The following is a 25,458-nucleotide window of genomic DNA, read 5'->3' as shown; positions in this document are numbered from 1 at the left end:
CGGATTTTTGGATGACGCACCCCATGAGGGGAGGCGCGCATGACCGCCCAGCCGCTGCTCGACGTCAGCGACCTCACGGTCGAGTTCACCACCCGCCGCGGCATCGTCAAGGCGGTGCAGCACGTCAACATATCCGTCGGCAAGGGCGAGACCGTCGGCATCGTCGGCGAGTCCGGCTCCGGCAAGTCGGTGACTTCCTATGCCGTGATGCGCATCCTCGACCGCGCCGGCCGGATCGCCGAGGGCTCGGTGATGTTCTCCGGTATCGACGTCAAGTCGGCCTCGGAGAGCCAGATGCGCGATCTGCGCGGCCGCGAGGTCTCGATGATCTTCCAGAACCCGCGCGCCGCGCTCAATCCGATCCGCAAGGTCGGTCACCAGATCGAGGACGTGCTGCGCCAGCATGTGCAGCAGGCGCAGGTCACCGATCGCGGCGAGACGGCGATCGAGGCGCTGGAGCAGGTCAAGATCGCGCGCGCACGCGAGCGCTACCACGCCTATCCGTTCGAGCTGTCCGGCGGCATGTGCCAGCGCGTGGTCATCGCGCTCGCGCTGGCCTGCAATCCGCAGCTTCTGATCGCCGACGAGCCGACCACCGGGCTCGACGTCACCACCCAGAAGGCGGTGATGGACCTGATCGTCGAGCTGACCCGGCGCCGGGCGATGTCGACGATTCTGATCACGCATGACCTCGGCCTCGCCGCCGCCTATTGCGACCGCGTCGTGGTGATGGAGAAGGGCCGTGTGGTCGAGACCGCCAAGTCGGCGGACATCTTCGCCGCGCCCCGGCATGCCTACACCAGGAAGCTGATGCGCGCGACGCCGCGGCTCGGGGTGTCGCTCCGGGATCTGTTGCCGGAGGAGGATTCGCTTGCCTCTCCCCGCGTGCGGGGAGAGGCCGACACGCTCGGCAGCGCACTCGCGCGCCAGAGCGTGGCGGGTGAGGGGGACCCTCCACGGGCCGTGCCTGCGGATGCGGCCCCTCACCCCAACCCTCTCGCCGTAAAGAACGGGGAGAGGGGGCGGATGGAGCCTCTCCTGTCAGTCGAAAGGCTCGTCAAGGAATACCCGCGCCAGGGCGCGGGCGGGATGCTGGCAAAGTTGTTCGGGCGCAAGCCGCCGGTCGAGGAAGAGACCTTCCGTGCGGTCGACGGTATCAGCTTCTCGATCGATCATGGCGAGAGCGTCGGGCTGGTCGGCGAATCCGGCTGCGGCAAGTCGACGACGTCGATGATGGTGATGCGGCTGCTGGACCAGACCTCCGGCCGCATCATGTTCGACGGCGAGGACATCGGCGGCATCACGCCGCAGTCGTTCGCGCGGCTGCCGCGGCGCAGCCAGATCCAGATGGTGTTCCAGGATCCGACCGACAGCCTCAACCCGCGCTTCACCGCGGCGCGCGCCATCGCGGATCCGATCATGCAGCTCGGCGACATCCGCGGGCGCGACGCGCTCCGCACCCGCTGCGAGGAGCTCGCGCGGCTGGTCGGCCTGCCGGTCAATCTGCTGGATCGCTTCCCGCACCAGCTCTCCGGCGGCCAGAAGGCCCGCGTCGGCATCGCACGCGCCATCGCGCTGCACCCGAAGCTCGTCATCCTCGACGAGCCGACCGCGGCACTTGATGTCTCGGTGCAGGCGGTGGTGCTCAATTTGCTGCAGGACCTCAAGCAGTCGATGGGCATGAGCTATTTGTTCGTGTCGCACGACCTCAATGTCGTGCGCCTGCTGTGCGATCGCGTCATCGTGATGCGCGCCGGTCGCATCGTGGAGCAGGGCACATCCGAACACGTCTTGGGCAATCCGCAGGATGCCTATACAAGGGAGCTGCTGACGGCGATCCCGCATCCGCCGCTGCCGGTGTCTTGACGCATGATCCGGAAAAGTGGGGACCGGTTTTCCTCGCGACAAACGCGGAACGCGTTTGCGCGGAGATCATGCGCAAAATCGTTATTGGGAGCGAAATGACCGATCATCTCGACGACTATATGAACGCCGTCGCCCGCGCGATGGCGTTGCCGCTGGAGGACGCCTGGCGTCCGGCGGTGCGCGCCAATCTCGACGTCTCGCTGCGACTGGCGCGGCTGGTCGATGACTTCCCGCTGCCGGACGACGTCGTGTCGGCCGCCGTCTATTCGACCTGAGACCCCGATGTCCGAAACTCCCGTTCCCATGTCGGCCGCCGAGATCGCGCAGGCCGTCTCAAACCGCAAGATCACGGCTCTTGCCGCGACCGAGGCTGCGCTGGCGCGGATCGCCGCGCATGACAAGGTCCTCAATGCCTTCACCGACGTCACCGCCGATCGCGCGCGCGCCAGGGCCAGCGCGGTCGATGCCGCGATCGCCGCCGGTCAACCGGTCGGCCCGCTCGCCGGCGTGCCGTTCGCGGTCAAGAACCTGTTCGATGTGCAGGGCCTTCCGACCCGCGCCGGCTCGAAGATCAACCGCGACCTGCCGCCGTCGCCGCGCGATGCGACGCTGATCGAGCGGATGGAGGCGGCCGGTGCGGTGCTGGTCGGCGCGCTCAACATGGGCGAATACGCCTACGACTTCACCGGCGAGAATGTGCATGACGGCCCGTCGCGCAATCCGCATGATCCGGCGCGGATGACCGGCGGCTCCTCCGGCGGCTCGGGCAGCGCCGTCGGCGGCGCGCTGGTGCCGATCGCGCTCGGCTCCGATACCAACGGCTCGATCCGCGTGCCGTCGTCATTCTGCGGCACGTTCGGTTTGAAGCCGACCTACGGCCGGCTGTCGCGCGCGCGGTCCTATCCGTTCGTCGCCAGCCTCGATCATCTCGGCCCGCTAGCGCGCAGCGTGAAGGACCTCGCGCTCGCCTACGACGCCATGCAGGGGCCTGATGCCGATGATCCGGCCTGCATTGTGCAGTCGGTCGAGCCGACCGTGCCGTTGCTTGCCAATGATATTGGCGGGCTGCGGGTTGCGATCGCCGGCGGCTATTTCCAGCAGAATCTGTTTCCGGAGGCGGCAGAGGCGGTCGCGCGTGTCGCGAAGGCGCTCGGTGCCGCGCGGATCGTGGAGCTTCCCGAAGCTGCGCGCGCTCGCGCCGCGGCCTACATCATCACCACGACCGAGGGTGCCGCGCTGCATCTCGATCGCCTGCGCAAGCGTCCCAACGATTTCGATCCGGCGGTGCGCGACCGTCTCATTGCGGGCGCGATGATCCCGGCGGTCTATGTCGACAAGGCGCAGAAATTCCGCCGCTGGTATCGCGCGAAGGTGATGGAGCTGTTCCAGTCGGTCGACGTGATCCTGGCGCCGGCGACGCCGTGCACCGCGCCGAAGATCGGTCAGGCCAGTTTCACGCTCGACGGCGTCGAGCTTCCGGTGCGCGCCAATATCGGCATCCACACCCAGCCGATCTCCTTCATCGGTCTGCCGGTGGTCGCCGTGCCGGTGCCGCTTGAGCCGCTGCCGATCGGCGTGCAGATCATCGCGGCGCCCTGGCGCGAGGACGGCGCGCTACGGGTCGCCTATGCGCTGGAACAGATGGGCGTTGCGGCCGCGCCGGCGCCGAGAGGACTCTGATATGGAAATCGATATTCCCGACGTCGTCGCTGAGGTCACCGCGCAGTTCCAGCGATATGAGAAGGCGCTGGTCTCGAACGACGTCGCGGTGCTCGACGAGCTGTTCCGCGACGACCGCCGCACGCTGCGTTACGGTATCGGCGAGAACCTTTATGGCTATGCCGAGATCATGGCGTTTCGCGCCGGGCGCTCGCCGGTCGGGCTGATGCGCAAGCTCGAGCGGACCGTGATCACGACCTATGGCCGCGACACCGCGATCGCCTCGACGCTGTTCTACCGGGACAGCGCGCCGGGTAGAGTGGGGCGGCAGATGCAGACGTGGATTCGCTTCCCCGAGGGCTGGAGAATCGTCGCCGCCCATGTCAGCGTCATCGACGAACCCAAAGGTGCTTGAAGGGCGCTTGAGGATGAGCCTGGAAGATCTGCCGCAGGGCGCAGAATCCGAGATGACGGTGCGCCGCATCGATCGGCCGTCGTCGCTGGTCGACAAGGTCACCCGTGCCGAAGAGCTGCGGCTGCAACTCGCCGACGAGATCGTGCGTGGCACGCTGCCGCCGGGGGCCGGGCTCGATGAAACCGACCTTGCGCGGCGCTTCAACGTCTCGCGCACCCCGGTGCGCGAAGCGCTGCGGCAGCTTGCCGCCAGCGGCCTGATCGATGCCCGAGCGCATCGCGGCGCCGTGGTGGCGCGGCCCTCGCTTGAACGGCTCACCGGCATGTTCGAGGCGATGGCCGAGCTGGAGGCGATCTGTGCCGGCCTCGCCGCCGAGCGGATGACGGCGGCGGAGCGCCACGCACTGGAAGCGATCCACGAGGAGTTGCGGGTGCTGAGCTACACCGGCAATCCCGAGCGCTTCCATGAGGTCAATGAGCGCTTCCACAACGCGATCTATGCCGGGTCGCAGAACGCCTACATCGCCGAGATCACTTTGGCGACGCGGGTGCGCGTGCAGCCGTTCCGCCGCGCCCAGTTCCGCAACCTCGGCCGTCTGGCAAAATCCCACGCCGAGCACGACCGCGTCGTCGTCGCCATCATGCGCGGCGACAAGACAGGCGCCGCCGCGGCGATGCGCGCCCATATCGAGCAGGTGCGCGGGGAGTACGAGACCTACGCGGTGTCGGTGTAGCTTCTCCTTACCTCGCCCCGCTTGCGGGGCGAGGTCGGATTGCATCGCAGACGCAATCCGGGTGAGGGGGTACAGGTCTCTCGATAGTCCTCCGCGCGGAGAGATGCCCCTCACCCCCACCCTCTCCCCGCGAGAGCGGGGCGAGGGAGCGCACTTCCGCTGCGGCTAGGCTTTCGCCCTCTCCGCCATGAATGCGCGCCAGCCGCCATAGGCGGAAATGTCCTTCGCGCCCTGGATCGCGGCGGGCTCGACGATGAAGCCCTTGGCCTGCCGTCCGTCGGCGAGCCTGATCGTGCCGATCGACAGCGGCGGCGGGATCGCGGCGACGAACGTTCCGAATGCTGCCGGTGACATCGCCCACAGTTCGAGCTTGATCGCTGCGCCGGCACCGGCCTCGATGCGCAGCATGCCGGGCTTCGGCGGCGTGGTGTCGAGCGCGTAGAGCCTGTAGTCCGGTGCGGTGACCGCCTCTTCCAGCAGGCGCGCATCGAGCGTCGTCAGCTCGTGGTTCAGCGCCATGCCGGAGAGATGCGCACCGACCACCGCGATGGTGATGTCGTCGGAGCCGGCCTGCGTCGGCGCGGCGGTGAGCGGCGGCTGCGGAAGTGAATTGGCGCCGAGTGTAAGTCCGGTGTCGGCGTGAAACACGCGGCCGATGCCGGCAAGCTCGGCGTCGCGGCCGGCGCGCGCGAGCAGCGTGATGCCGAACGGCGCGCCGTCGGGCCGCATCGCTGCCGGCAGCGCCAGGCCGCACATATCGAGCAGGTTGACGAAATTGGTGTAGGTGCCGAGCCGCGAGTTCAGCTCGATCGGATTGGCGAGCACATCGGCGGTGGAATAGACGGTCGGGGCGGTCGGCAGCACGATCGCATCGAGTTGCGCAAGGCTGCGCTCGGCGACGCGGCGCAGCGCCTCGAGGCGGTACAGCGCAGAAAAAGTATCGGCGGCAGTTGGACGCGATCCGCCGACGGTGATCTCGCGCGTCACCGGATGGACCGCCTCGGGCGACGACGCCAGCAGGTCGCGGATCACGAGATAGCGTTCCGCCACCCACGGGCCCTCATAGAGCAGCCGCGCGGTCTCGTAGAACGGCGCGAGGTCGAACTCGACGAGGTTGGCGCCAAGCGCCTGCCAGCGCTTGCACGCCTCGCCATAGGCCTCCTCGGCCTCGCGATCGCCGAAGAATTTCAACTGGCCGGTTTGGGGAATGCCGAGCTTCAGCTTGGCCGGAAAGCTCGCCAGCGGGGCCAGCGCCCGGTCGCGCGAATACGGATCGGACTGATCGGGCCCGGACATGACGGCGAGCGCGGCCAGCGCGTCGTCGGCGGTGAGCGAGAAGATCGAGACGCAGTCGAGCGTGCGGCAGGCCGGCACGACGCCGGTGGTCGAGATCAGCCCGAGGCTCGGCTTGAGCCCGACGATGTTGTTGAGCATCGCCGGCACGCGGCCGCTGCCCGCGGTGTCGGTGCCGAGCGACAGCGGCACCAGGCCCGCGGAGACCGCGACCGCGGAGCCCGAACTCGACCCGCCCGGCACCAGATCGCCGCGCACCGGGTTCCTGGGAATGCCGTACGGCGAGCGCACGCCGACCAGGCCGGTGGCGAACTGGTCGAGATTGGTCTTGCCGATGATGACGGCGCCGGCCGCGCGCAGTTTCGCGACCACGGTGGAATCCTGCTCAGGCAGATAGGAGAACGCCGGGCAGGCGGCGGTGGTCGGCAGGCCCGCGACGTCGATATTGTCCTTCACCGCGACCGGCACGCCGTAAAGCGGCAACGTCGGATCGGCGAGCCGCTCGGCCTCGGCAAGCGCATCCTTCTCGTCGCGCAGGCTGATGAAGATGGCGGGATCGTTGTGCTCGCGGATGCGCTGGTAGCTGCGCGCCACGGTTTGGGCCGGCGTCATGGTCCCGGCGCGGTGCGCGGCGACGATCGCGGCGACAGTTTCAGTCACGTGCTTGGCCTCATCTCGTGAGCGGGAGGCGTCGGATGCCATCCGCAAGGGAATTGCAGCCTGGTCGAAGCAAGCAATGTGCCATTGTGTACAATTCGCCCGCGTCCGTCGCGCGGCGGATTATTGCACAATATCAGTTGCTTGAAATGCTCGTCGGGAACGGACGTAGGCCGGTATGAGAGAGTATCTGCCCAATTTAAAGGCAAATCCGGTCAAGCCGAAATCTCGGTCGAAAGGTCAGGTGAAGGAGGCGAGGATGCGCAACAAATGCTCGCGGTTTTCCTTGCCGATCTTCTCGGCCACATGCCGCTCATGCTCGGCGGCGAGCCGCTTGAACTGCGCCAGCGCGGTCTTGCCGCGCGCGGTCAGATGCAGCGCATGGGAGCGGCGGTCTGTCGCGGAGGGGACGCGGCTGACGAAGTCGCGGTCTTCCAGGCTGTCGAGCAGATGCACCAGCCGCGCGCGCTCGATCCCGAGCCGCTTTGCCACCGCCATCTGACTGAGGCCTGGATTGGCCCCGATCACGGTCATCACCGAATACTGGGTTGGGCGGATATCGACCGTCGCCAGCGTCTTGATGAAGTCCTGAAAGATCCAGAGCTGGAAGCGGCGCACCGCATAGCCGGCGTGACCGACCAGCGCGTCGAGGCCGATGTCGTCGCCGGCCTCGCCGTTGGGCGCCGCGCCATTTGCTCCGTGCGATCGGGGGCGGCGGATTGCCGCTGCCGTTCCTGCCGCCTTGCGCGATGTCTTTTGCTGGCTCGCCATGACCGCAAGGCTAGCGCGCCCAAGCTGGGATGGAAAGATTGTTGTTGACGACAACAATTGATGTCCGCAACATTATGACCAAAGAGCCCGGCCGGGACCGCGGCGCCGCACCATGTTGCGGCGCGATCCCGATAAGACACGGGTGACAAGACTTGGGCGAGGAGGAAACCATGACGATGGCCGCCGCCAGCGGAGACAATCCGAGCAGCCTGTTCGCGACGCCCGCGATCGTTGCGGATCGCCGCGACGACGGCAGCATCCTGGTCCGCTCCACCACGCCGCTGAAGCAAGGCGCCCGCTGCGTCGGCGACTGGCTGGAGCATTGGGCGCAGCAGGCGCCGGATCGCATCTTTCTCGGCGAGCGCGCCAATGCCGATGCGCCCTGGAGCACCGTCAGCTATCGCGACGCGCTCGGCATCGTGCGGCGGGCCGCATCGTGGGTGCTAGCGCAAGGGCTGAGCACGGAACGTCCGCTCGTCATCCTCTCCGACAACGGCATCGATCACGCGTTGTTCGCGCTCGCTGCGCAGCATGTCGGCGTGCCCTCGGCCGCGATCTCGCCGGCCTATTCCTTGATGTCGAAAGACTTCGACAAGCTGAAGAGCATGATCGAGCTGCTCGACCCCGGCGCGATCTACGTCGCAAGCACAAGGCCGTTCGCGGCGGCGCTTGCCGCAATCAAGCCGCTGCATCGCGCAACCATCGTCAGCGGCAATCCGGACGACGCCGACGCATTGTCGTTCCGTACCGTCGCTGCCACGCCGGAAGCGCCCGGGGTCGCCAAGGCGTTCGCGGCGGTGACGGCTGACACGATCGCAAAATTCCTGTTCACCTCGGGCTCGACGGGCACGCCGAAGGCCGTGATCAACACCCAGCGCATGCTGACCTCGAGCCAGCAAGCCAAGGCGCAGACCTGGACGTTCCTGGAGCAAGCGGGCGAGGAACTGGTGATCCTGGACTGGCTGCCGTGGAGCCACACCTTCGGCGCCAACCACAACTTCAACCTGGTGCTGCGCAACGGCGGCACGCTCTATATCGACGGCGGCAAGCCGGCGCCCGGGCTGTTCGCGACCTCGCTGGCCAACCTGCGCAGCGTGGTGCCGACGGTCTATTTCAACGTGCCGCGCGGCTTCGACATGCTGATCGCGGCGCTGCGCACCGACGACGAACTGCGCAGAAAATTCTTCGAGGGCACCAAATTCGCCTTCTATGCCGGCGCGGCGCTGCCGCAGAATCTGTGGGACGCGCTGGAGGACTTGTCGCTGCGGACGGTCGGTCGCCGGCTGCCGATGGTGTCGGCCTGGGGTTCGACCGAGACCTCGCCGCTGGCGACCGATTGCCACTTCCTGGCCAAACGCTCCGGCAATATCGGCGTGCCGATCCCCGGCACCGAGCTCAAGCTGGTGCCGTCGGGCGACAAGCTCGAGGTGCGCGTGCGCGGGCCCAACGTCACGCCGGGCTACTGGAAGGCGCCCGAGCTCACCGCTGAGGCCTTCGATGCCGAGGGTTTTTACAAGATCGGCGACGCCGTCACCTTCGCCGATCCCGCACGGCCCGATCTCGGCCTGTTCTTCGACGGCCGCGTGGCGGAGGATTTCAAGCTCAATTCCGGCACCTGGGTCAGCGTCGGCACCTTGCGCGTCGCCGGCATCGCGGCGCTGGCGCCGCTCGCGCAGGACATCGTCGTCACAGGCCATGGCCGCGACGAGGTGCGCTTCCTGGTGTTTCCGAACCTCGCCGCCTGCCGTTCGCTGGCAGGGCTGCCCGAGAGCGCCGATGCGCGGGAGGTGATCGGTCATCCGGCGGTCCGTGCTGCGGTTGGGCGGGGGCTGGCGACGCTGAAGGCGCAAGGCGGCCATTCCTCCGGCCATGCCACCCGCGCGCTGCTGCTGGCCGAGTCCGCCTCGGTCGACGGCGGGGAGATCACCGACAAGGGCTACATCAATCAGCGCGCCGTGCTGACGCGCCGCGCCGCAGCAGTGGCGGTATTGGAGGACGACGGGTCGGGTGAGGCGATCGCCTGCGCGGGCGTGTGAGGCGATTTGTGCATCTGACGCGCCAGCAGCGCGCCGCGTACACTGCCGTCGTCCCTGCGGAAGCAGGCACCCATACTCCGCGGCCGAAATTGTGAACAAAGTTCGTCGTTCCGCCGACATGCGATAATCAGCATTTTGTGGTTATGGGTCACGGCTCGGAGGCCGGGACGACACCGCGTTTGTGGCACGGATCATCCAAGTTTCAGCTGTCCAACCCGCCAAGTCCCCGCTGCTTCCACTTGCCGCGCTGCACGCGGTTGCCTTTTTAGTTGCCATAGCAACTAAGCTGTGCGAGTTTCCGAACCCATAGGGACAGGGCCGGTCAACGGCCACGCGTTTGGGAGGAGAATGTTGCGCAGCACGGCGCCAACGGCACGCATGGAAGATCGGGCGAAGACCGCGGGGGTGCCGGGCGCCGCCCATGGCCCGGCTGTGCCGTCAGGTCGTGCTTTGCCCGGTGACGGCGCCGAGATTCTCGTGCAGCCGGCGCAGCAGCTCGATCAGCACCTCGCGCTCGTCCTTCTTCAGGCACGCCAGCAGCCGCCGCTCGCGCTCCAGCGCCGCGACGATGACCTTGTCATGGACGGCGCGGCCGCGCGCGGTCAGCGTGATCGAATGGGTGCGGCCGTCGTCCGGAGCGGTGCGGATGGTCAGCAGGCCGCGCTTCTGCAATGCCGCGAGGTTGCGGCTGACCGGCCCCTTGTCGAAGCCGATCACTTGGCAGATCCGGGAAGCGGGAATCCCCGGCTCGATCGCCAGCTGCGAGATGATCCGCCACTCAGTGACGTTGACGCCGAAATTCTTCTGGTAAAACGCGGTGGCGCTGTTCGACAGCTTGTTGCCGATGAAGGTGATGAACGCCGGCACATAGCGATCAAGGTCCAGCAGCGGGCCGTCACTGGCGTCTGCGGGATCGGCCGGTCTCGGCCGGCGGGGCTTTCGGGGGAGGGGCTGGCTGCTCATCTCTCAAATCATCGCTGCGAAACTGTCCGGGAGCAATAGATATGCGGCCCGTGTTGACAAGATCAAACCTCGGGAGGTCCCGATGACTGCAACAGAAGCTGCGTCCGTCCCGCATCTCGACGTCGATCCGTTCGCGCTCGAGTTCTTCGCCGATCCATTCCCGACCCATGAGCGGCTGCGCGAGGCCGGGCCGGTGGTCTATCTCGACAAGTGGAATGTCTATGGCGTGGCGCGCTACGCCGAGGTCCATGCGGTGCTGAACGACCCCGCGACCTTCTGCTCCAGCCGCGGCGTCGGCCTCAGCGACTTTTCCAAGGAGAAGCCGTGGCGGCCGGCGAGCCTGATCCTGGAGGCCGACCCGCCCGCCCATACCCGGACCCGAGCCGTGCTGAGCACGGTGTTGTCGGCGACCGTGATGAAGCAGCTTCGCGGGCAATTTGCCGCCGCCGCGGAGGCCCGCCTCGATGCGCTGCTGGAGAAGCGCAGGTTCGACGCGATCGCGGACCTTGCGGAAGCCTATCCGTTGTCGATCTTCCCGGATGCACTCGGCCTGAGGCCGGAGGGCCGCGAGCATCTGCTGCCCTACGCCAGTCTGGTGTTCAATGCCTTCGGCCCGCCGAACGAGCTCCGCAAGGAGGCGATCGAGCGCTCGGCGCCGCATCAGGCCTATGTTGCCGAGCAATGCCAGCGCGACAATCTCACCCCGGGCGGCATCGGCGCCTGCATTCACGCCCATGTCGATAGCGGCGCCATTACCGCGACCGAGGCGCCGCTGCTGGTGCGCTCGTTGCTGTCGGCCGGTCTCGACACCACCGTCAACGGCATCGGCGCCGCCGTTTACTGCCTCGCCCGCTTCCCCGACCAGTTCCAGAAGCTGCGCGCCGATCCGACGCTGGCGCGCAACGCCTTCGAGGAAGCCGTGCGGTTCGAAAGTCCGGTCCAGACTTTCTTCCGCACCACGACGCGCGACGTCGAGCTCAGTGGAGCCAGCATTCCTGAAGGCGAGAAAGTGCTGATGTTCCTGGCAGCGGCCAATCGTGATCCGCGCCGCTGGGAAGCGCCCGATAGCTATGACATCACCCGTCGTACGTCGGGCCACGTCGGCTACGGTTCGGGCATCCATATGTGTGTCGGCCAGCTCGTCGCTCGCCTCGAAGGGGAGGTGATGCTGGCGGCGCTGGCGCGTCGTGTCGCCAGGATCGACATCACCGGCGAGCCGAAGCGCCTTTTCAACAACACGCTGCGCGGGCTCAGCAGCCTGCCGGTCGAGATCACGCCGGCCTGACGAGACGCTCAAGACCAGCAAAAGGTCGATTGAGGAAACATGGGAGGGAGACGATGAGGGGCTTCGGGGTTGGGCGATTTAGGATTGGACTTGCGCTGGCACTGGCCTGCGCCGCGGGCAGCGCACGCGCGGAGATTTCCGGCGACGTGGTCCGCGTCGGCGTGCTCAATGACATTTCGGGCATCTTCCAGGACACCAACGGCATGGGTTCGGTGGAAGCCGCGCGCATGGCCGCGGAAGATTTTGGCGGCGGCGGCAAGGGCATCAAGGTCGAGATCGTCTATGCCGATCACCAGAACAAGGCCGACGTGGGCTCTGCGATCGCGCGCAAATGGCTCGATGTCGAAGGCGTCGACGCCATCGTCGACGTGCCGAACTCGGCGGTCGGGCTCGCCATCAACACCATCCTGCGCGATAGCCGGATGACGTTCCTGGCGTCGTCGACCGCAAGCTCCGATCTCACCGGCAAGGCCTGCTCGCCGAACACCATTCAATGGGTCAACGACGCCTGGGCCACCGGCAACACCACCGCGGCCGCGATGATGCAGCGCGGCGGCAAGGACTGGTATTTCGTGACCGTCGATTATGCGCTCGGCAAAGGCATTGAGGCCGAGGCGACGAACTACATCGAGAAGCACGGCGGCAAGGTTTTGGGCTCGAGCAAGCATCCGCTCGGCACGTCGGACTTCGCGTCTTTCCTGCTGCAGGCGCAGAGCTCGAAAGCAAAAGTGATCGGGCTCGCCAATGCCGGCGGCGACACCATCAATGCGGTGAAGCAGGCGGCCGAGTTCGGCATCCAGCAGGGCGGCCAGACCATGGTGGCGTTCCTGCTGTTCGTGAACGACATCCACGGCATGGGCCTGAAGGTCGCGCAGGGCCTGCAGTTGCTGGAAGCCTTCTACTGGGACATGAACGACGACACCCGCGCGTTCGCAAAGCGCTTCGCCGCCCGTCCCGGCATGAACGGCAAGATGCCGAGCGGCAACCAAGCCGGCGTCTACGCCTCGACGCTCGCCTACCTCAACGCGGTTGCCGCCACCGGCAGCGACGACGCCAAGGCGGTGGTGCCGCAGATGAAGACCTTCAAGGGCAAGGACAAACTGTTCGGCGACACCACGATCCGCCAGGACGGCCGCGTCATCCACCCGATGTATCTGTTCGAGGTGAAGAAGCCCGAGGAGTCGAAGTACCCCTACGACTATTACAAGCTGATCGCGACCATCCCGGCCGACCAGGCGTTCCGCCCGCTGGCCGATGGCGGCTGCTCACTGGTGAAGTGAGCTCTTCGCCGCGAATGCTGCTGCGCTCCCTCTCCCCTTGTGGGAGAGGGCTGGGGTGAGGGGTATCTCTGCACACGGCGCACGGGCCGGAGAGACCGCAACCCCTCACCCGGATCGCATTGCGCTTCGCTTCATGCGATCCGGCCTCTCCCACAAGGGGAGAGGCAGACTAAGTTTGTGGCGCGCTGTTGGCGACTCACTACGCAGCCTTCGCCGCTCCGTCACCAGCCTTCACCCGCGCCAGCATCTCGGCCGCCGTCATCACATGTGCCGTTGAGAATGCGAGGATCGTCAGCGTGGCGCGGTGTACTTCGTCGGCGGACAGCGCGCCCTGGCCGACATCGGGATAGTCGAACGTGCCGGTCGCGTCCGACAGGAAGACGACCTTGTAATTGTGGAACATGGCGTCGCGCGCGGTGGCGTGGCAGCAGTTCTCGGTCGTGGTCCCCGAGATGATCACCGTGGTGATGCCCCATTCACGCAGGATGAGATCGAGATCGGTGGCGAAGAACGCGCTGTAGCGGTGCTTCTTGATGACGTGCTCGCCGGGGGCGGGGGCGAGGTCGTTGAAGATCTCGACGCCCTCGCTGCCGTCGACCAGCGACGACCGGTCGGCGATCGGCGAATAGAGATCGTCATAGAGCCCCATGTCGCTGCCGTCGCGGCGATGCACATGCGCGGTGTAGATGACGCGGATGCCCTTGTCCCGGCAGGCCTTCAGGGTCTGCGCCAGCCGCGGCACCATGGCGGCGGCCTGCGCCGAACGCAGCTTGGCGCCCTCGGCCACGAAATCGTTCTGCATGTCGACGACGATCATGACGGTTCGCGCCGGATCGATGGTTTCGCATTGGTAGCCCATGTGGTGTCTCCTCCTGGTGAGAGACAATTTCTACGCCGGTTCCCGCGATCGTTCTTGGCTGCGCCGGCCAGTCGCTGGTCTCTGCTTGCCAGAAGGGAGGGCTGGACGCAGAATGTCCCGCTGCCGGGTTGGGCGGGAGCAAGGTCCGATGCAGACCCCAGATCACACAGTCGTCGCGCAAACGCTTGTCGCGCCGGGTGACAGTTTCGACCGCTGGCATCACGTCACCTGCCGCGAATTCTCGCTGACCGAATGCCGCCGCGTCGCCGACGAGGCGTTCCAGGCATCGATCTCGATCCGCCATCTCGGCCCGCTGGCCATCAACGACATCTGGTCGTCGACGCCGGCCGCCGACCGCATCCGGGTGATGCGCAGTGCGAGCGACGTCCGCAGGGATCCGCGCGACTATTTCATGCTGTGGCTCACGCTGCGCGGCGAGGTCAGCTTTGCCCAGGGCGGCCGCGACGTGCGCATGCGCCGGGGCGATCTGATGCTGCATGACCAGGCGCAGCCGTTCACGCTCGAATTCGCCCCGAGCGCGCGCGCGATCATGGTGTCGATTCCGCGGCCGCTGCTGCTCGCACGCCTGCCGGATGCGCAGCGCCTGACGGCGCGGCGGGTCGGCAACGCGTCGAAAGTGGGAGCGCTGGCGGGATCGCTGATCCGCCGGCTGACGCGGCTCGACGACGCGGCCGGACCTGCGGCGACACGGCTTGGCGCGGCGGCGCTCGATATTTTCGCAACCACGCTGCAGACCGAGCTGACGGACGAAGGGCCGCAGCGCGGCGACGAAAGGCTGGCGCGGGTCAAGGCCTACATGCTGGCCAATCTCGACGATCCCGGGCTCGATCTCGATGCGATCGCCACCGCGCAGAACATGGCGCCGCGCACGCTCAATCGCCTGTTTGCGCGCGAAGGCACGACCCCGATCCGATGGCTGTGGCAGCAGCGCCTCGCCGCCGCCTATCAGGCGCTGGCGGAGCGGCGCTTCAGCCATGTCACCGATGTCGCGCTGAGCTTCGGCTTCAGCGACGTCTCGCATTTCAGCCGCGCCTTCAAGGCCGCGTTCGGCCGCTCGCCGCACCAGGTGATGGGGTGAGAATGCGTACAGCGCTGAGAGGCTAAGACAGATTGTTATCCGTCATCCTGAGGTGCGAGCCTTGCGGCGCAATTGCGGCGCTGGGCGAGCTTCGAAGGATGTACGGCCACTAGCGGGGCCGTCGATCGTTCGAGACGCGCGTGCCGCGCTCCTCCAGCGACAAAGGCGGAGCCTTTGCGCGGGGATGATGGATAACAGGATAGCGCAGTGCCGAGCCACCTACTGCGCGACCTTGCTGCTGCCTTGCGTGATCAGCCGCGCGGCGCGCTGGTCGCGGGTGTGGATCCAGAGCCAGTTCATCGCCACCGCAATCCGATGCCGCACGCCGATCAGGAAGTAGATGTGGGCGAGGCCCCAAATCCACCATGCCAGCGAGCCGCGCAGCTTGAGCCAGCCGAAATCGATCACCGCTTTCTTCTTGCCGATCTGGGCGAGGCTGCCGGCATGCTTGTAGCGGAACGGCGGCAGCGTCTTGCCGTCGAGCCGGGCCTTGATCTGCGCGGCGACATAGCGTCCCTCCTGCTTGGCGGCCGGCGCGATGCCGGGCACCGGATTGCCGTCGGGATCCTTGATCGTGACGGTGTCGCCGACGGCGAAGACATCGGGATGGCCGGGCACGGTGAGATCCGGCTCGACCTGCAGCCGATGGGCGCGATCGGCCGGCGCGTTCAGCCATTCGGCGGCGCGCGAGGCGCGCACGCCGGCGGCCCAGACGATGGTGCGCGCCTCCAGCCTCTTGCCGCCGAACACCACGCCGTCGGCCGAGCATTCGGTGACCGGCTCGCCCAGCATCACCTCGACGCCGAGTTTTTCCAGCGACGCCTGCGCGTAAGCCGAGAGATCGTCGGGGAAGCCGGCCAGCACGCGCGGGCCGGCCTCGATCAGCACCACGCGCGCCTTGCGCGTGTCGATGTGACGGAAGTCTTGCGGCAGCGTGTCCTTGGCGAGGTCGGCGATGGTGCCGGCCATCTCGACGCCGGTCGGGCCGGCGCCGATGATGACGAAGGTCAGCAGCGCCGCGCGCTTGTCCGGATCGGTCTCGCGCTCGGCGCGCTCGAAGGCGACCAGGATGCGCCGCCGCAGCGTCGTCGCGTCCTCCAGCGTCTTCAGGCCGGGCGCGAACGGCTCCCATTCGTCATGGCCGAAATAGGCGTGGCGGGCGCCGGTGGCGAGGACCAGCGTGTCGTAGGGAATGCTGCCGCCGTCGTCGAGCGCTACCCGCTTCGCCGCGGCGTCGATGCCGCAGACATTGGCGAACAGCGTCGTCACCTCGGGCCGGTCGCGCAAGAGATAGCGGATCGGCCAGGCGATCTCGCTGGTGGCAAGCGAAGCGGTCGCGACCTGATAGAGCAGCGGCTGGAACAAATGGTGGTTGCGACGGTCGATCAGCGTGATCTCGACCGGCGCCCCTCTGAGACCGAAAGCGGCTTCCAGGCCGCCGAAGCCGGCGCCGACGATCACCACGCGATGAGGTTTGGCCGGCGCTTGCGTCATCTGATGTCGCTCCCGGTTTCGAACGGCTTCGTCGTTTGATTATGTATTCATTCGCAGCCCCATTCCAACACGAAATGCCTGATCGCCCGATAGCAAAACCCAATCGCCGCAAGCTTCACGCGTCCTGCGGCGCGGCCGCGGCCACGGCCCGCCGCCGCATCGGCAGGAACAGTCCCGCGACCGCGCCGGCGAATGACAGCGTTGCGGCAAGGCTCATCGCCGACGCGAATCCGTTTGCGAAATGACCGGATGAATCGTCTGCGCCATTGGCGGAGAAGCTCGCCACCAACGCCGCGATACCGAACATGCCGCCGAGGAAGCGGCCCATGTTGAAGACGCCCGACGCCTTGCCCATCTCGCTGACGGCGACCGCACCCAGCACCGCGTTCTGCGCGGCCGGCATCGCCATCGACACGCCGACGCCGGCGAGCACCAGCGGCGCGACCAGCGCCGAATAATGCACTGTGGGGCTCACGATCTCGCTGATCCATCCGAGCCCGATCGCCTGCATCAGGAGGCCGGTGACGACCAGCGTGCGCTCGCCGAACCGGTTGACCGCGGCGCCGGCGATCGGCGCGGTGACGAACAGCGTCGCCGTCCACGGCAGCAAGCGCAGCCCGGCGCCGAAGGCGTCGAAGCCGAGCGCGATCTGCAGGAACTGCGGCAGCAGGAACAGCACGCCATACATCGCGGCGTAGAACAGCACGCTTGCGGCCATGCCTGACGCAAACGGCCGTGCCGCGAACAGCCGCATCGGCACCATCGGGCTTGTGGCACGCAGCTCCCACAGCACGAACAGCGCCGCCAGCGCGACGCCGGCGATCAGCGCGCCCGTCACTTCCGCGCTGGCCCAGCCGACGCCGTTGCCGCGCAGCAGGCCCCAGACCAGCGCCAGCGCCGCGAGCGCGACCAGCGTGAGGCCGGTGATGTCGAGCGGCGCCGTCGGCCCAAAACTTTCGCGCAGGCGCGTGATCACAAGGGCGATCGCGATCAGGCCGACCGGTAAGTTGATCCAGAAAATCCAGCGCCAGCCGAGATGCTCGGTGATGAAGCCGCCGATCGCGGGACCTATGATCAGCGCGCATCCGGTGATGCCGCTGAAAATGCCGAGCGCGCGGGCGCGCTCCTCCCGGCCGAACGCGCCGCTCAGGATCGCCATCGCCAGCGGCATCACCAGTGCCGCGCCCGCGCCCTGTAAGGCGCGGGCGGCGATCAGGGCCGCGGCGTTGCCGGCCAGCGCGCAGGCCGCGGACGCCACGACGAACAGGCCGATCCCGGCCGCGAACATCCTGCGCCGCCCGAAACGGTCGCCGAGCGCCGCGCCGGTCAGGAGCAGCACCGCGAAGGTCAGGTTGAAGGCATTGACGGTCCATTGCAGCGTCTCCACGGCGCTTCCGAAATCGGCGCGGATGGTGGCGAAGGCCGTGGTCATGATCATGGCGTCGAGCGCCATCATGAAGGATGCCAGCGCGGTGAGGCCGAGCACCCAGCGCTGTTCGGCGCGCTCTCGAGGGGTCTGCATGGTCGTTCTCCGTTGCTGCGCCGCGAGGTTGCGGCGCGCTTCGCCGGCAAGGACGAACCGGAACGGGCAAAGGATGCGGCGAAGAACTATTTTTGAATTTATTTTTGCCGGACCGCATCCTTTGGCGGTTCGCAAACGTCCTTGGGTCTGACGCGGCCGGTTCGGGCCGCAGAACCAGGCCAAGGAGGCCGCGATGAGACGGACCCTGATCAGGTACAAGGCGAAGCCGGAGATGGCGGAGAAGAATGCCGCGCTGGTGTCGGCCGTGTTCGCCGAGCTGAAGGCGGCGAGGCCCGACGGCGTGCGCTATCTGACCCTGCGGCTGGAGGACGATACCTTCATCCACATGGTCGAGACCACGGCCGAGGACGGTTCGAGCCCGATCCCGAAACTGGCCGCGTTCCAGGCGTTCCAGGACGGCATCCGCGATCGTTGCGCCGAGCCGCCGCTGGTTCGCTGTGCGGTGATTGTCGGGAATTATCGTATGCTGGATGAGCCGTGAACCGGCGGGCAGTGCACCGATCTGGCGGAGCCATCATGATGTCACCACACCAAGCGCCGGCCGCGACCGACGTCGACACGCTGTTGGCGGCGATGCGGCCGAGGCTGCATCGCTACTGCGCCCGCATGGTCGGATCCGTCATCGACGGCGAGGATGTGCTGCAGGACGCGCTGATCAAGGCGGTGGAAGCCTTCGGGTCCGCCGCGCCGATCCAGAATCCGCAAGCCTGGCTGTTCCGGATCGCGCACAACACCGCGCTCGATTTCCTCAGGCGGCGCAACCGCCAGGAAGCGCTCCACGCGCCGGAGGAGGTGGACATGATGGCCGGAGAGCTCGATGATTTGGGCCGCCGCGAGATCGCCGCGACCAGCCTGCGCACCTTCATGCGCTTGCCGGTGGCGCAGCGTTCCAGCGTGATCCTGATGGACGTGCTCGGCTGCTCGCTGCAGGAGATCTGCGGCATCATGGATTTCAGCCTGCCCGCGGTGAAGGCCGCGCTGCACCGTGGACGCACGCAGCTGCGCGAGTTTGCCAGCGAGCCGGACGACGCGCCGCGGCCCGGCCTGTCGCCGGCCGATCGCGTCAGGCTCAACGCCTATGTCAGCCATTTCAACGCCCGCGACTTCGACGCCATCCGCGCCATGATCGCCGATGACATCAGGCTCGAGCTCGTCAACCGCACGCGGCTGAACGGCAAGGCCGAGGTGTCGCGCTACTTCGGCAATTATTCGAAGATCGACGACTGGCACCTGGTGACCGGACAGGTCGAGGGACGCCCCGCGATCTTGGTGTTCGATCCGACCGCTCTGGACGCGCCGCCGCGATCGTTCATGCTGCTCGACTGGTCGGCCGACAAGGTTGCGACGATCAGGGATTTCCGCCACGCGTCCTATGCGATCGACGGCGCCGAATGGGCGGTGGACAAGGGGTGATCGGCTTTCGCCCCAGCCTTTGGCTCAGTGATCGCGCGGCAAACTCCGCGTCGTCCCGGACAAGCCAACGGGTCGGCGCGAAGCGCCGCCCGATGACAGGCTCCGCGCGATCCGGGACCCATAACCACCAATGGGAATCGTCTTGGATCGCTGAGGCCCCAACCCTCTTCAACAATCTAAGCCTGTGGTTATGGGTCCCTGCTCCCGTGCGCAATTGCGCACTAGGCAGGGACGACAATAGGGAGGGAGCCGCTACCGCGTCTTTCCGCCGAATTCGCCGTTGGCGATCCGCGCGACGCGGCTGCCGCCTGTGGCCGGCGTACTGCGTCTTTCGAACGGGCCATCGCCGCCGGTCTCGCGCGGCGATGGCGGGGCTTCTTCGTAATAGCCGCCGCTCCGCCAGACCAGCAGGACGATGTTCATTGCGCCATTGACGGCGGCGCCGACCACCGTTTCGGTGTGCTGATAGGTCAGCGCATATTCGGGAAATCGTCCGGCAATCGCCCTGTCGAGCACGAGGAGGGCGATCCATGCCGCCATCACGCAGACCGGATCCCAGCCCATGTCGCGCACCCGCATCGATTGCAGCATGAAGCAGATGACGAGCATGCCGTAGAAGGCAATGACCAGCACGGGGTTGCTCGATGCCTGTGCCAGCAGCACGTCCATACTGCCGCTCGCCGGTGCGTTGCCGGTGACGCCGTAGACCAGCATCATAAAGCCGAGGCCCACCACGAAGGTGCAGAAGAAGAAAGCCAGTCGGCCCATCCGGGCATTGAAGCCGAAGATGTAATTCAGCATGTGACGCACCCCTTTGCGGCAGCGTCGGCCAGGGATGCTTTCCGGACCATGAAGCCCGCAGGCGCTTGCCGGCCTGTGGTTTCCGGGTGCTTTACCGGATCGTTAAAGCCTGCTGCAGTGCGGGCGTGGGTCGTTGCGGAAGGCCGGTGCCTGCGACAATCGTTGCCCACGCAACCGGCATTATATTTCTTGCCATGGTCGATTTAGACGAATTATGATGCAAGGTGCTGGGGTATGCGCCGAAGGTTCTAAGTCAGCGCCGTCGGTTCATGCTTGCTGCAGACTTGCGATATCGCGCACAAAATACGTCACAGAACGACGCGCGCAAAGCGTGACCCCCCGGGCCCTCGTGATCGAGCCTGGTGGGATCTTTGGTTGAGGAGGGGAGTGAATATGAAAAAGGCATTTTGGCTGGCAGGCGCCATGGCTGTGGCGCTGGCGCAGCCCGCGATGGCGGCTGACAGCGTCAAGATCGGCTTCGTCTCGACCTTCAGCGGTCCGACCGCCGTGATCGGCAACGACATGCGCAATTCCTTCGAGCTCGCGCTCGACCATCTCGGCCGCAAGATCGACGGCAAGCCGGTCGAGGTGATCTACGAGGACGACCAGCAGAAGCCGGATGTCGGCAAGCAGAAGACCGAGAAGCTGGTGCAGTCCGACAAGGTCGACTTCATCGTCGGCTACATCTGGTCGAACGTGCTGCTGGCGTCGCTGAAGACCGCGGTCGATTCCAAGACCTTCCTGATCTCGGCCAATGCCGGTCCGTCGCAGCTCGCCGGCGAACTGTGCTCGCCTTACGTGTTCTCGACCTCCTGGCAGAACGACCAGACCCCGCAAGCGGTAGGCACCTACATGAACCAGAAGGGCGTCAAGTCGGTGTTCCTGATCGGCCCGAACTACGCCGCGGGCAAGGACATGCTGGCCGGCGTCAAGAGCACGTTCAAGGGCCAGGTCGTCGGCGAGGAATATACGGTGTGGCCGAGCCAGCTCGACTTCTCCGCCGAGCTCACCAAGGCGAAGAACTCCAAGGCCGAGTCGATCTTCGTGTTCTATCCGGGCGCGGCCGGCGTGCAGTTCCTGAACCAGTATGCGCAGGCCGGTATCAAGCAGCAGATTCCGCTCTACACCGCCTTCACCATCGACGAATTGTCGCTGCCGTTGCAGAAGGACAATGCGCTCGGCGTTCCCGGCGCGCAGCAATGGGTCAACGACCTGCCCAACGAGGAGAACAAGAAGTTCGTCGCCGACTACCGCAAGAAGTATCCCGGCCTGCGGCCGACCTTCTACGGCGCCCAGTCCTACGACGCTGCCAACCTCATCAACAGCGCCGTGGTCGCGGTGAAGGGCGACCTGACGAAGAAGGACGCGATGAAGGCCGAGATGGAGAAGGTGAACTTCAAATCGGTGCGCGGTCCGTTCAAGTACGGCAACAACCACATTCCGATCCAGAACTTCTATCTGCAGGACGTGGTCAAGGACGCCGAGGGCCAGCTCTCGCTGAAGACGGTCGCGACCATCGTCAAGGACGACCAGGACCGCTTCCACGACAAGTGTCCGATGAAGTGATTGTCGGGCGTCTTTTTGGCGCGCGGCTTGCTTCTCTTTACCTCGCCCCGCTCTTGCGGGGAGAGGTCAATCGCGAAGCGATTGGGTGAGGGGCTCTTTACCGGCATTCGGTTTGCGGAAAGAGCCCCTCACCCCAACCCCTCTCCCCGCAAGAGCGGGGCGAGGGAGAACCCGCAATGTGCAATGCGGCGGCGTGCTTGCGCTGCCGCTGTTTTGTTTCAGCCCGGTATGAAGGATCCATGTATCTCGTCGTCGAACAACTGCTGAACGGCCTGCAATTCGGCCTCCTGCTGTTCCTGCTGGCGGCCGGGCTGACGCTGGTGTTCGGCATCATGGACTTCGTCAATCTGGCGCACGGCTCGCTCTACATGATGGGCGCCTATTTCGCGGCGACCTTCGTGGCCTGGACCGGCAGCTTCGTGCTCGGCGCGCTGATGGCGCTGGGCGCCACGCTGCTGCTCGGCATCGTGCTGGAATATGTCGCGCTCAGGCATCTCTATGGCCGCGACCATCTCGACCAGGTGCTGGCGACGTTCGGTCTGATCCTGTTCTTCAACGACGCCGTCCGGCTGATCTGGGGCCCGGCGGGCCTCGCGCTGCCGCTGCCGGCCTGGCTCACCGTGCCGGTGCAGATCATCCCCGGCGTTTACTATCCGGCCTACCGCCTCATGATCATCGTGGTCGCGCTGGCGGTCGCAGCAATGCTCTATCTCGTCGTGATGCGTACCCGCATCGGCATGCTGATCCGCGCCGGGGCCTCCAACCGCGAGATGATCGGGGCGCTCGGCATCAACATCAAGCTGCTGTTCACGCTGGTGTTCGGCCTTGGCGCGGCGCTCGCCGGCCTCGCCGGGCTGATGCAGGCACCGATCCTCACCGTGCAGATCGGCATGGGCGAGAACATCCTGATCCTGGCCTTCGTCATCATCGTGATCGGCGGCATCGGCTCGATCCGCGGCGCGTTCATGGCCGCGATCTTCGTCGGCATCATCGACACGATGGGCCGCGCCTTCCTGCCGGACCTGCTGCGCAAGGTGCTGAGCGGGGCGGCGGCGTCCACCGCGGCGCCGGCGCTGTCCTCGATGCTGATCTACCTCCTGATGGCCATCATCCTTGTGCTGCGGCCCGAGGGGCTGTTCCCGGCGGCCAAACGATGATGCGAAAGCTCAACGTCTCCAATGCGGTCGCGGCGCTGATGTGCGCCGCCCTGATGCTGCTGCCGCTCTATTCGGCGGTCACGGGCAATATCTTCATCCTCACGCTGTTCACCCGGATCGTGATCTTCGCGCTCGCCGCCGCGAGCCTCAATCTGATCATGGGCTATGGCGGCATGATGAGCTTTGGCCACGCCGCCTATCTCGGCATCGGCGGCTATGCCGTCGGCATCCTCGCCGCCGAGGGCATCGGCTCCGGCTTCATCCAGTGGCCGGTGGCGCTCGCCGTCTCGGCGCTGTTTGCGCTGCTGATCGGCGCGCTCAGTTTGCGCACCCGCGGCGTCTACTTCATCATGATCACGCTGGCCTTTGCGCAGATGGCCTACTACATCGCCTCCGCGCTGTCGCGCTACGGCGGCGACGACGGGCTCACCGTCTACAAGCGCAGCGATTTCGCCGGCCTGATCAACCTGTCGGATCGCAACCAGTTCTATTACCTCTGCCTGGCCTGCCTGTTCGGCGGCCTCTACCTGATCTGGCGCATCGTCAATTCGCGCTTCGGCCTCGTGGTGCAGGGCGTCCGCTCCAACGAGCAGCGCATGCAGGCGATCGGCTTCCATGCCAATCGCTACCGCCTGGTCTGCTTCGTGATATCAGGCACGATCTGCGGCCTGGCCGGCGCGCTGCTTGCCAACAACACCGATTTCGTCAGCCCCGCCGTGATGTACTGGACCCGCTCCGGCGATCTCATGGTGATGGTGATCCTCGGCGGCATGGGCTCGCTGTTCGGTCCCGTCATCGGCGCGATCGTCTATCTCCTGCTCGAGGAGCTGCTGTCGCAGTTCACCGAATATTCGGGGCTGATCCTCGGTCCGGTGCTGCTCCTGATCGTGCTGTTCGCGCGCGGCGGCATCATGGGCCTGCTCGGGAGGATGCGCCGTGGCTGATTCCTTGCCTGATCCCTTGCTCCGCGTCGACAATCTGGTCCGCCGCTTCGGCGGCATCACCGCGACCGACAACCTCTCGATGGAGGTGGTGCCAGGCGAATTGCACGCCATCATCGGCCCCAACGGCGCCGGCAAGACCACGCTGATCAGCCAGCTCACCGGACAGGTGATGCCGAACTCCGGCACCATCCGCTTCGCCGGCCGCGACGTCACGAACCTGCCGTCCTACAAGCGCAGCCGCCTCGGGCTGGCGCGCTCGTTCCAGATCACCTCGCTGCTGAAGGAATTTTCCGCGATCGACAATGTCGCGCTGGCGGCGCAGGCGCATGACGGCCACTCGTTCCGCTTCTGGGGCAGTGCGCGCAAGGAACGGCATCTGCGCGAGGCCGCGCGCGCGGCGCTCGAGCGCGTCGGCCTCGGCACGCGCGCCGATATCGTGGTGTCGCAGTTGAGCCATGGCGAGCAGCGCGAGCTCGAGCTCGCGGTCGCGCTCGCCACCAGGCCGCAACTGTTGCTGCTGGACGAGCCGATGGCCGGGCTCGGCGTCACCGAATCGACGCGGATGGTTGCGCTGCTGAAGGAGCTGCGCAAGGAAGTCACCATCGTGCTGGTCGAGCACGACATGGAGGCGGTGTTCGCGCTGGCCGACCGCATCACGGTCTTGGTTTATGGCCGCGTCATCGCCTGCGACGTGCCGGACGCGATCCGCAAGCACGACGAGGTCAAGCGCGCCTATCTCGGCGAACAGCATGCGGTGACGCGCCATGGCTGAGACCAAAATGACTGAAACCTTGCTTGCAGTGGATGGCATCGAGACCTGCTACGGGCTGAGCCAGGTGCTGTTCGGCCTGTCGCTCAAGATCAAGTCGGGCGAGATGGTCGCGCTGATGGGCCGCAATGGCATGGGCAAGACCACGACGATCCGCTCGATCATGGGCCTGACGCCGGCGCGGTCAGGCGCCATCCGCTTCGCCGGCGAGGCGGTGCGCGGCCTGCCGTCCTACAAGATCGCAAAGCTCGGCATCGGCCTGGTGCCGGAAGGCCGCCAGATCTTCCCCAACCTCACGGTGCGCGAAAATCTCGTCGCCGCGTCGGGCAATCGCTTCAGTGCCTCCGATCCGTGGACCATCGACAAGATCCACGCGCTGTTTCCTCGGCTCGCCGAACGCACGAATAATATGGGCGTCACGCTGTCGGGCGGCGAGCAGCAGATGCTGGCGATCGGCCGCGCGCTGATGACCAATCCGAAATTGCTGATCCTCGACGAGGCGACCGAGGGTCTTGCGCCCCTGATCCGCGACGAGATCTGGAGCTGCCTGTCGATGCTGAAGGAGCGCGGGCAGTCGGTGCTGGTGATCGACAAGAACGTCGGAAACCTCGCCCGCATCGCCGACCGCCATTACATCATCGAGCGCGGCCGCACCGTGTGGAGCGGCACCAGCGAGGAGCTGATCGCCGAGCCGGATCTGCAGCACAAGTATCTGGGGATTTGAGCAGCAAGCATTGCCGTATCGCCGTCATCCTGAGGAGCCTGCGTTGCAGGCGTCTCGAAGGATCGATGGCCCGGCTGGTGGCCGTGCATCCTTCGAGACGCGCTACGCGCTCCTCAGGATGACGGATCAGA

General features: G+C 66.3%; 23 protein-coding genes. 16 read left to right on the top strand and 7 right to left on the bottom strand.

The genetic code is table 11. The features are described from left to right. Positions 1–39: 39 nt before the first annotated feature. The 5 genes from ACVMDN_RS34395 (at position 40) to ACVMDN_RS34375 (ending at position 4,673) form a co-directional block, all read left to right on the top strand. Positions 40–1,866, top strand: a complete 1,827-nt coding sequence (locus tag ACVMDN_RS34395) for a dipeptide ABC transporter ATP-binding protein (RefSeq protein WP_076831059.1) — start codon at positions 40–42, stop codon at positions 1,864–1,866. Between the two features lie 95 nt (positions 1,867–1,961). Further along, complete coding sequence (locus ACVMDN_RS34390; RefSeq protein WP_018269566.1) at positions 1,962–2,141, top strand: DUF4089 domain-containing protein; 180 nt, start codon at positions 1,962–1,964, stop codon at positions 2,139–2,141. Positions 2,142–2,148: 7 nt separating this feature from the next. Further along, on the top strand, positions 2,149–3,546 hold the full coding sequence (locus ACVMDN_RS34385) for an AtzE family amidohydrolase (RefSeq protein ID WP_076831056.1): 1,398 nt from the start codon (positions 2,149–2,151) through the stop codon (positions 3,544–3,546). Position 3,547: 1 nt separating this feature from the next. Then, on the top strand, positions 3,548–3,940 hold the full coding sequence (gene hpxZ, locus ACVMDN_RS34380; RefSeq protein ID WP_076831053.1) for an oxalurate catabolism protein HpxZ: 393 nt from the start codon (positions 3,548–3,550) through the stop codon (positions 3,938–3,940). A gap of 13 nt (positions 3,941–3,953) precedes the next feature. Then, positions 3,954–4,673, top strand: a complete 720-nt coding sequence (locus ACVMDN_RS34375; protein WP_057019483.1) for a GntR family transcriptional regulator — start codon at positions 3,954–3,956, stop codon at positions 4,671–4,673. 165 nt (positions 4,674–4,838) lie between these two features. Here ACVMDN_RS34375 and atzF read toward each other — a convergent pair whose 3' ends face one another. After that, the gene (gene atzF / locus ACVMDN_RS34370; protein ID WP_076831050.1) at positions 4,839–6,668 is read right to left on the bottom strand and encodes an allophanate hydrolase; all 1,830 of its coding nucleotides are present in this window, start codon (positions 6,666–6,668) and stop codon (positions 4,839–4,841) included. 195 nt (positions 6,669–6,863) lie between these two features. Then, positions 6,864–7,394, bottom strand: coding sequence for a MarR family winged helix-turn-helix transcriptional regulator (locus ACVMDN_RS34365; protein ID WP_141339780.1), 531 nt, complete (start codon positions 7,392–7,394; stop codon positions 6,864–6,866). 170 nt (positions 7,395–7,564) lie between these two features. Here ACVMDN_RS34365 and ACVMDN_RS34360 point away from each other — a divergent pair, with 170 nt between their 5' ends. Then, the gene (locus tag ACVMDN_RS34360; protein WP_375166543.1) at positions 7,565–9,430 is read left to right on the top strand and encodes a feruloyl-CoA synthase; all 1,866 of its coding nucleotides are present in this window, start codon (positions 7,565–7,567) and stop codon (positions 9,428–9,430) included. A 438-nt stretch (positions 9,431–9,868) separates the two neighbouring features. On the opposite strand, the gene ACVMDN_RS34355 is transcribed toward ACVMDN_RS34360, so the two are convergent. After that, positions 9,869–10,393, bottom strand: a complete 525-nt coding sequence (locus tag ACVMDN_RS34355; protein ID WP_076831045.1) for a MarR family winged helix-turn-helix transcriptional regulator — start codon at positions 10,391–10,393, stop codon at positions 9,869–9,871. An 82-nt stretch (positions 10,394–10,475) separates the two neighbouring features. On the opposite strand from ACVMDN_RS34355, the gene ACVMDN_RS34350 reads away from it, so the two are divergent. Together ACVMDN_RS34350 and ACVMDN_RS34345 are read left to right on the top strand one after the other, a co-directional pair. After that, positions 10,476–11,678, top strand: coding sequence for a cytochrome P450 (locus ACVMDN_RS34350; RefSeq protein ID WP_141339779.1), 1,203 nt, complete (start codon positions 10,476–10,478; stop codon positions 11,676–11,678). 53 nt (positions 11,679–11,731) lie between these two features. Then, the gene (locus tag ACVMDN_RS34345; RefSeq protein ID WP_141339778.1) at positions 11,732–12,958 is read left to right on the top strand and encodes an ABC transporter substrate-binding protein; all 1,227 of its coding nucleotides are present in this window, start codon (positions 11,732–11,734) and stop codon (positions 12,956–12,958) included. Between the two features lie 199 nt (positions 12,959–13,157). Here the strand turns inward: ACVMDN_RS34345 and ACVMDN_RS34340 are convergent, their stop codons facing one another. Beyond that, entirely contained in the window at positions 13,158–13,817 is a 660-nt protein-coding gene (locus ACVMDN_RS34340; protein WP_141339777.1) for an isochorismatase family protein, read from the bottom strand. A gap of 148 nt (positions 13,818–13,965) precedes the next feature. On the opposite strand from ACVMDN_RS34340, the gene ACVMDN_RS34335 reads away from it, so the two are divergent. After that, a complete protein-coding gene (locus ACVMDN_RS34335; protein ID WP_141339776.1) occupies positions 13,966–14,916 on the top strand; it encodes an AraC-like ligand-binding domain-containing protein in 951 nt (316 codons plus the stop codon). Positions 14,917–15,135: 219 nt separating this feature from the next. Here ACVMDN_RS34335 and ACVMDN_RS34330 read toward each other — a convergent pair whose 3' ends face one another. Continuing rightward, positions 15,136–16,410 (bottom strand): NAD(P)/FAD-dependent oxidoreductase, encoded by a 1,275-nt coding sequence (locus ACVMDN_RS34330; protein WP_076831032.1) that lies wholly within the window; start codon positions 16,408–16,410, stop codon positions 15,136–15,138. Between the two features lie 115 nt (positions 16,411–16,525). Further along, positions 16,526–17,932, bottom strand: coding sequence for an MFS transporter (locus tag ACVMDN_RS34325; RefSeq protein ID WP_076831029.1), 1,407 nt, complete (start codon positions 17,930–17,932; stop codon positions 16,526–16,528). 193 nt (positions 17,933–18,125) lie between these two features. On the opposite strand from ACVMDN_RS34325, the gene ACVMDN_RS34320 reads away from it, so the two are divergent. Beyond that, positions 18,126–18,434, top strand: coding sequence for a hypothetical protein (locus ACVMDN_RS34320; protein WP_076831026.1), 309 nt, complete (start codon positions 18,126–18,128; stop codon positions 18,432–18,434). 35 nt (positions 18,435–18,469) lie between these two features. After that, positions 18,470–19,366 carry a sigma-70 family RNA polymerase sigma factor gene (locus ACVMDN_RS34315; protein WP_371852167.1) on the top strand — a complete coding sequence of 299 codons (897 nt, stop codon included), beginning with the start codon at positions 18,470–18,472 and terminating at the stop codon, positions 19,364–19,366. Positions 19,367–19,618: 252 nt separating this feature from the next. On the opposite strand, the gene ACVMDN_RS34310 is transcribed toward ACVMDN_RS34315, so the two are convergent. Continuing rightward, a complete protein-coding gene (locus ACVMDN_RS34310; RefSeq protein ID WP_076831024.1) occupies positions 19,619–20,167 on the bottom strand; it encodes a hypothetical protein in 549 nt (182 codons plus the stop codon). Positions 20,168–20,560: 393 nt separating this feature from the next. On the opposite strand from ACVMDN_RS34310, the gene ACVMDN_RS34305 reads away from it, so the two are divergent. The 5 genes from ACVMDN_RS34305 to ACVMDN_RS34285 all read left to right on the top strand — a co-directional run bounded on the left by ACVMDN_RS34305 (position 20,561) and on the right by ACVMDN_RS34285 (position 25,327). Next, positions 20,561–21,733: an ABC transporter substrate-binding protein gene (locus tag ACVMDN_RS34305; protein ID WP_076831021.1), complete on the top strand. Its 1,173-nt coding sequence runs from the start codon at positions 20,561–20,563 to the stop codon at positions 21,731–21,733. A 239-nt stretch (positions 21,734–21,972) separates the two neighbouring features. Continuing rightward, on the top strand, positions 21,973–22,890 hold the full coding sequence (locus ACVMDN_RS34300; protein ID WP_018269575.1) for a branched-chain amino acid ABC transporter permease: 918 nt from the start codon (positions 21,973–21,975) through the stop codon (positions 22,888–22,890). Then, positions 22,887–23,834, top strand: coding sequence for a branched-chain amino acid ABC transporter permease (locus ACVMDN_RS34295; RefSeq protein WP_375166544.1), 948 nt, complete (start codon positions 22,887–22,889; stop codon positions 23,832–23,834). The genes ACVMDN_RS34300 and ACVMDN_RS34295 overlap by 4 nt, the downstream gene beginning before the upstream one ends. Before the next feature lie 4 nt (positions 23,835–23,838). Beyond that, positions 23,839–24,606 carry an ABC transporter ATP-binding protein gene (locus ACVMDN_RS34290; protein ID WP_456835850.1) on the top strand — a complete coding sequence of 256 codons (768 nt, stop codon included), beginning with the start codon at positions 23,839–23,841 and terminating at the stop codon, positions 24,604–24,606. Next, positions 24,599–25,327 (top strand): ABC transporter ATP-binding protein, encoded by a 729-nt coding sequence (locus ACVMDN_RS34285; protein ID WP_076831018.1) that lies wholly within the window; start codon positions 24,599–24,601, stop codon positions 25,325–25,327. The genes ACVMDN_RS34290 and ACVMDN_RS34285 overlap by 8 nt, the downstream gene beginning before the upstream one ends. Positions 25,328–25,458 lie beyond the last annotated feature (131 nt).

The organism is Bradyrhizobium sp. USDA 4510 (assembly GCF_054059095.1).
The sequence above is the reverse complement of the archived record's forward strand: the minus strand, read 5'-3'. Positions and strand labels throughout refer to the sequence as shown.

Excerpts from the sequence above, each read along its gene's own strand:
- ACVMDN_RS34395 (WP_076831059.1), top strand. The coding sequence starts at position 40 with ATGACCGCCCAGCCGCTGCTCGACGTCAGCGACCTCACGGTCGAGTTC.
- ACVMDN_RS34390 (WP_018269566.1), top strand. The coding sequence starts at position 1,962 with ATGACCGATCATCTCGACGACTATATGAACGCCGTCGCCCGCGCGATG.
- ACVMDN_RS34385 (WP_076831056.1), top strand. The coding sequence starts at position 2,149 with ATGTCCGAAACTCCCGTTCCCATGTCGGCCGCCGAGATCGCGCAGGCC.
- hpxZ (WP_076831053.1), top strand. The coding sequence starts at position 3,548 with ATGGAAATCGATATTCCCGACGTCGTCGCTGAGGTCACCGCGCAGTTC.
- ACVMDN_RS34375 (WP_057019483.1), top strand. The coding sequence starts at position 3,954 with ATGAGCCTGGAAGATCTGCCGCAGGGCGCAGAATCCGAGATGACGGTG.
- atzF (WP_076831050.1), bottom strand. The coding sequence starts at position 6,668 with ATGGCATCCGACGCCTCCCGCTCACGAGATGAGGCCAAGCACGTGACT.
- ACVMDN_RS34365 (WP_141339780.1), bottom strand. The coding sequence starts at position 7,394 with ATGGCGAGCCAGCAAAAGACATCGCGCAAGGCGGCAGGAACGGCAGCG.
- ACVMDN_RS34360 (WP_375166543.1), top strand. The coding sequence starts at position 7,565 with ATGACGATGGCCGCCGCCAGCGGAGACAATCCGAGCAGCCTGTTCGCG.
- ACVMDN_RS34355 (WP_076831045.1), bottom strand. The coding sequence starts at position 10,393 with ATGAGCAGCCAGCCCCTCCCCCGAAAGCCCCGCCGGCCGAGACCGGCC.
- ACVMDN_RS34350 (WP_141339779.1), top strand. The coding sequence starts at position 10,476 with ATGACTGCAACAGAAGCTGCGTCCGTCCCGCATCTCGACGTCGATCCG.
- ACVMDN_RS34345 (WP_141339778.1), top strand. The coding sequence starts at position 11,732 with ATGAGGGGCTTCGGGGTTGGGCGATTTAGGATTGGACTTGCGCTGGCA.
- ACVMDN_RS34340 (WP_141339777.1), bottom strand. The coding sequence starts at position 13,817 with ATGGGCTACCAATGCGAAACCATCGATCCGGCGCGAACCGTCATGATC.
- ACVMDN_RS34335 (WP_141339776.1), top strand. The coding sequence starts at position 13,966 with ATGCAGACCCCAGATCACACAGTCGTCGCGCAAACGCTTGTCGCGCCG.
- ACVMDN_RS34330 (WP_076831032.1), bottom strand. The coding sequence starts at position 16,410 with ATGACGCAAGCGCCGGCCAAACCTCATCGCGTGGTGATCGTCGGCGCC.
- ACVMDN_RS34325 (WP_076831029.1), bottom strand. The coding sequence starts at position 17,932 with ATGCAGACCCCTCGAGAGCGCGCCGAACAGCGCTGGGTGCTCGGCCTC.
- ACVMDN_RS34320 (WP_076831026.1), top strand. The coding sequence starts at position 18,126 with ATGAGACGGACCCTGATCAGGTACAAGGCGAAGCCGGAGATGGCGGAG.
- ACVMDN_RS34315 (WP_371852167.1), top strand. The coding sequence starts at position 18,470 with ATGATGTCACCACACCAAGCGCCGGCCGCGACCGACGTCGACACGCTG.
- ACVMDN_RS34310 (WP_076831024.1), bottom strand. The coding sequence starts at position 20,167 with ATGCTGAATTACATCTTCGGCTTCAATGCCCGGATGGGCCGACTGGCT.
- ACVMDN_RS34305 (WP_076831021.1), top strand. The coding sequence starts at position 20,561 with ATGAAAAAGGCATTTTGGCTGGCAGGCGCCATGGCTGTGGCGCTGGCG.
- ACVMDN_RS34300 (WP_018269575.1), top strand. The coding sequence starts at position 21,973 with ATGTATCTCGTCGTCGAACAACTGCTGAACGGCCTGCAATTCGGCCTC.
- ACVMDN_RS34295 (WP_375166544.1), top strand. The coding sequence starts at position 22,887 with ATGATGCGAAAGCTCAACGTCTCCAATGCGGTCGCGGCGCTGATGTGC.
- ACVMDN_RS34285 (WP_076831018.1), top strand. The coding sequence starts at position 24,599 with ATGGCTGAGACCAAAATGACTGAAACCTTGCTTGCAGTGGATGGCATC.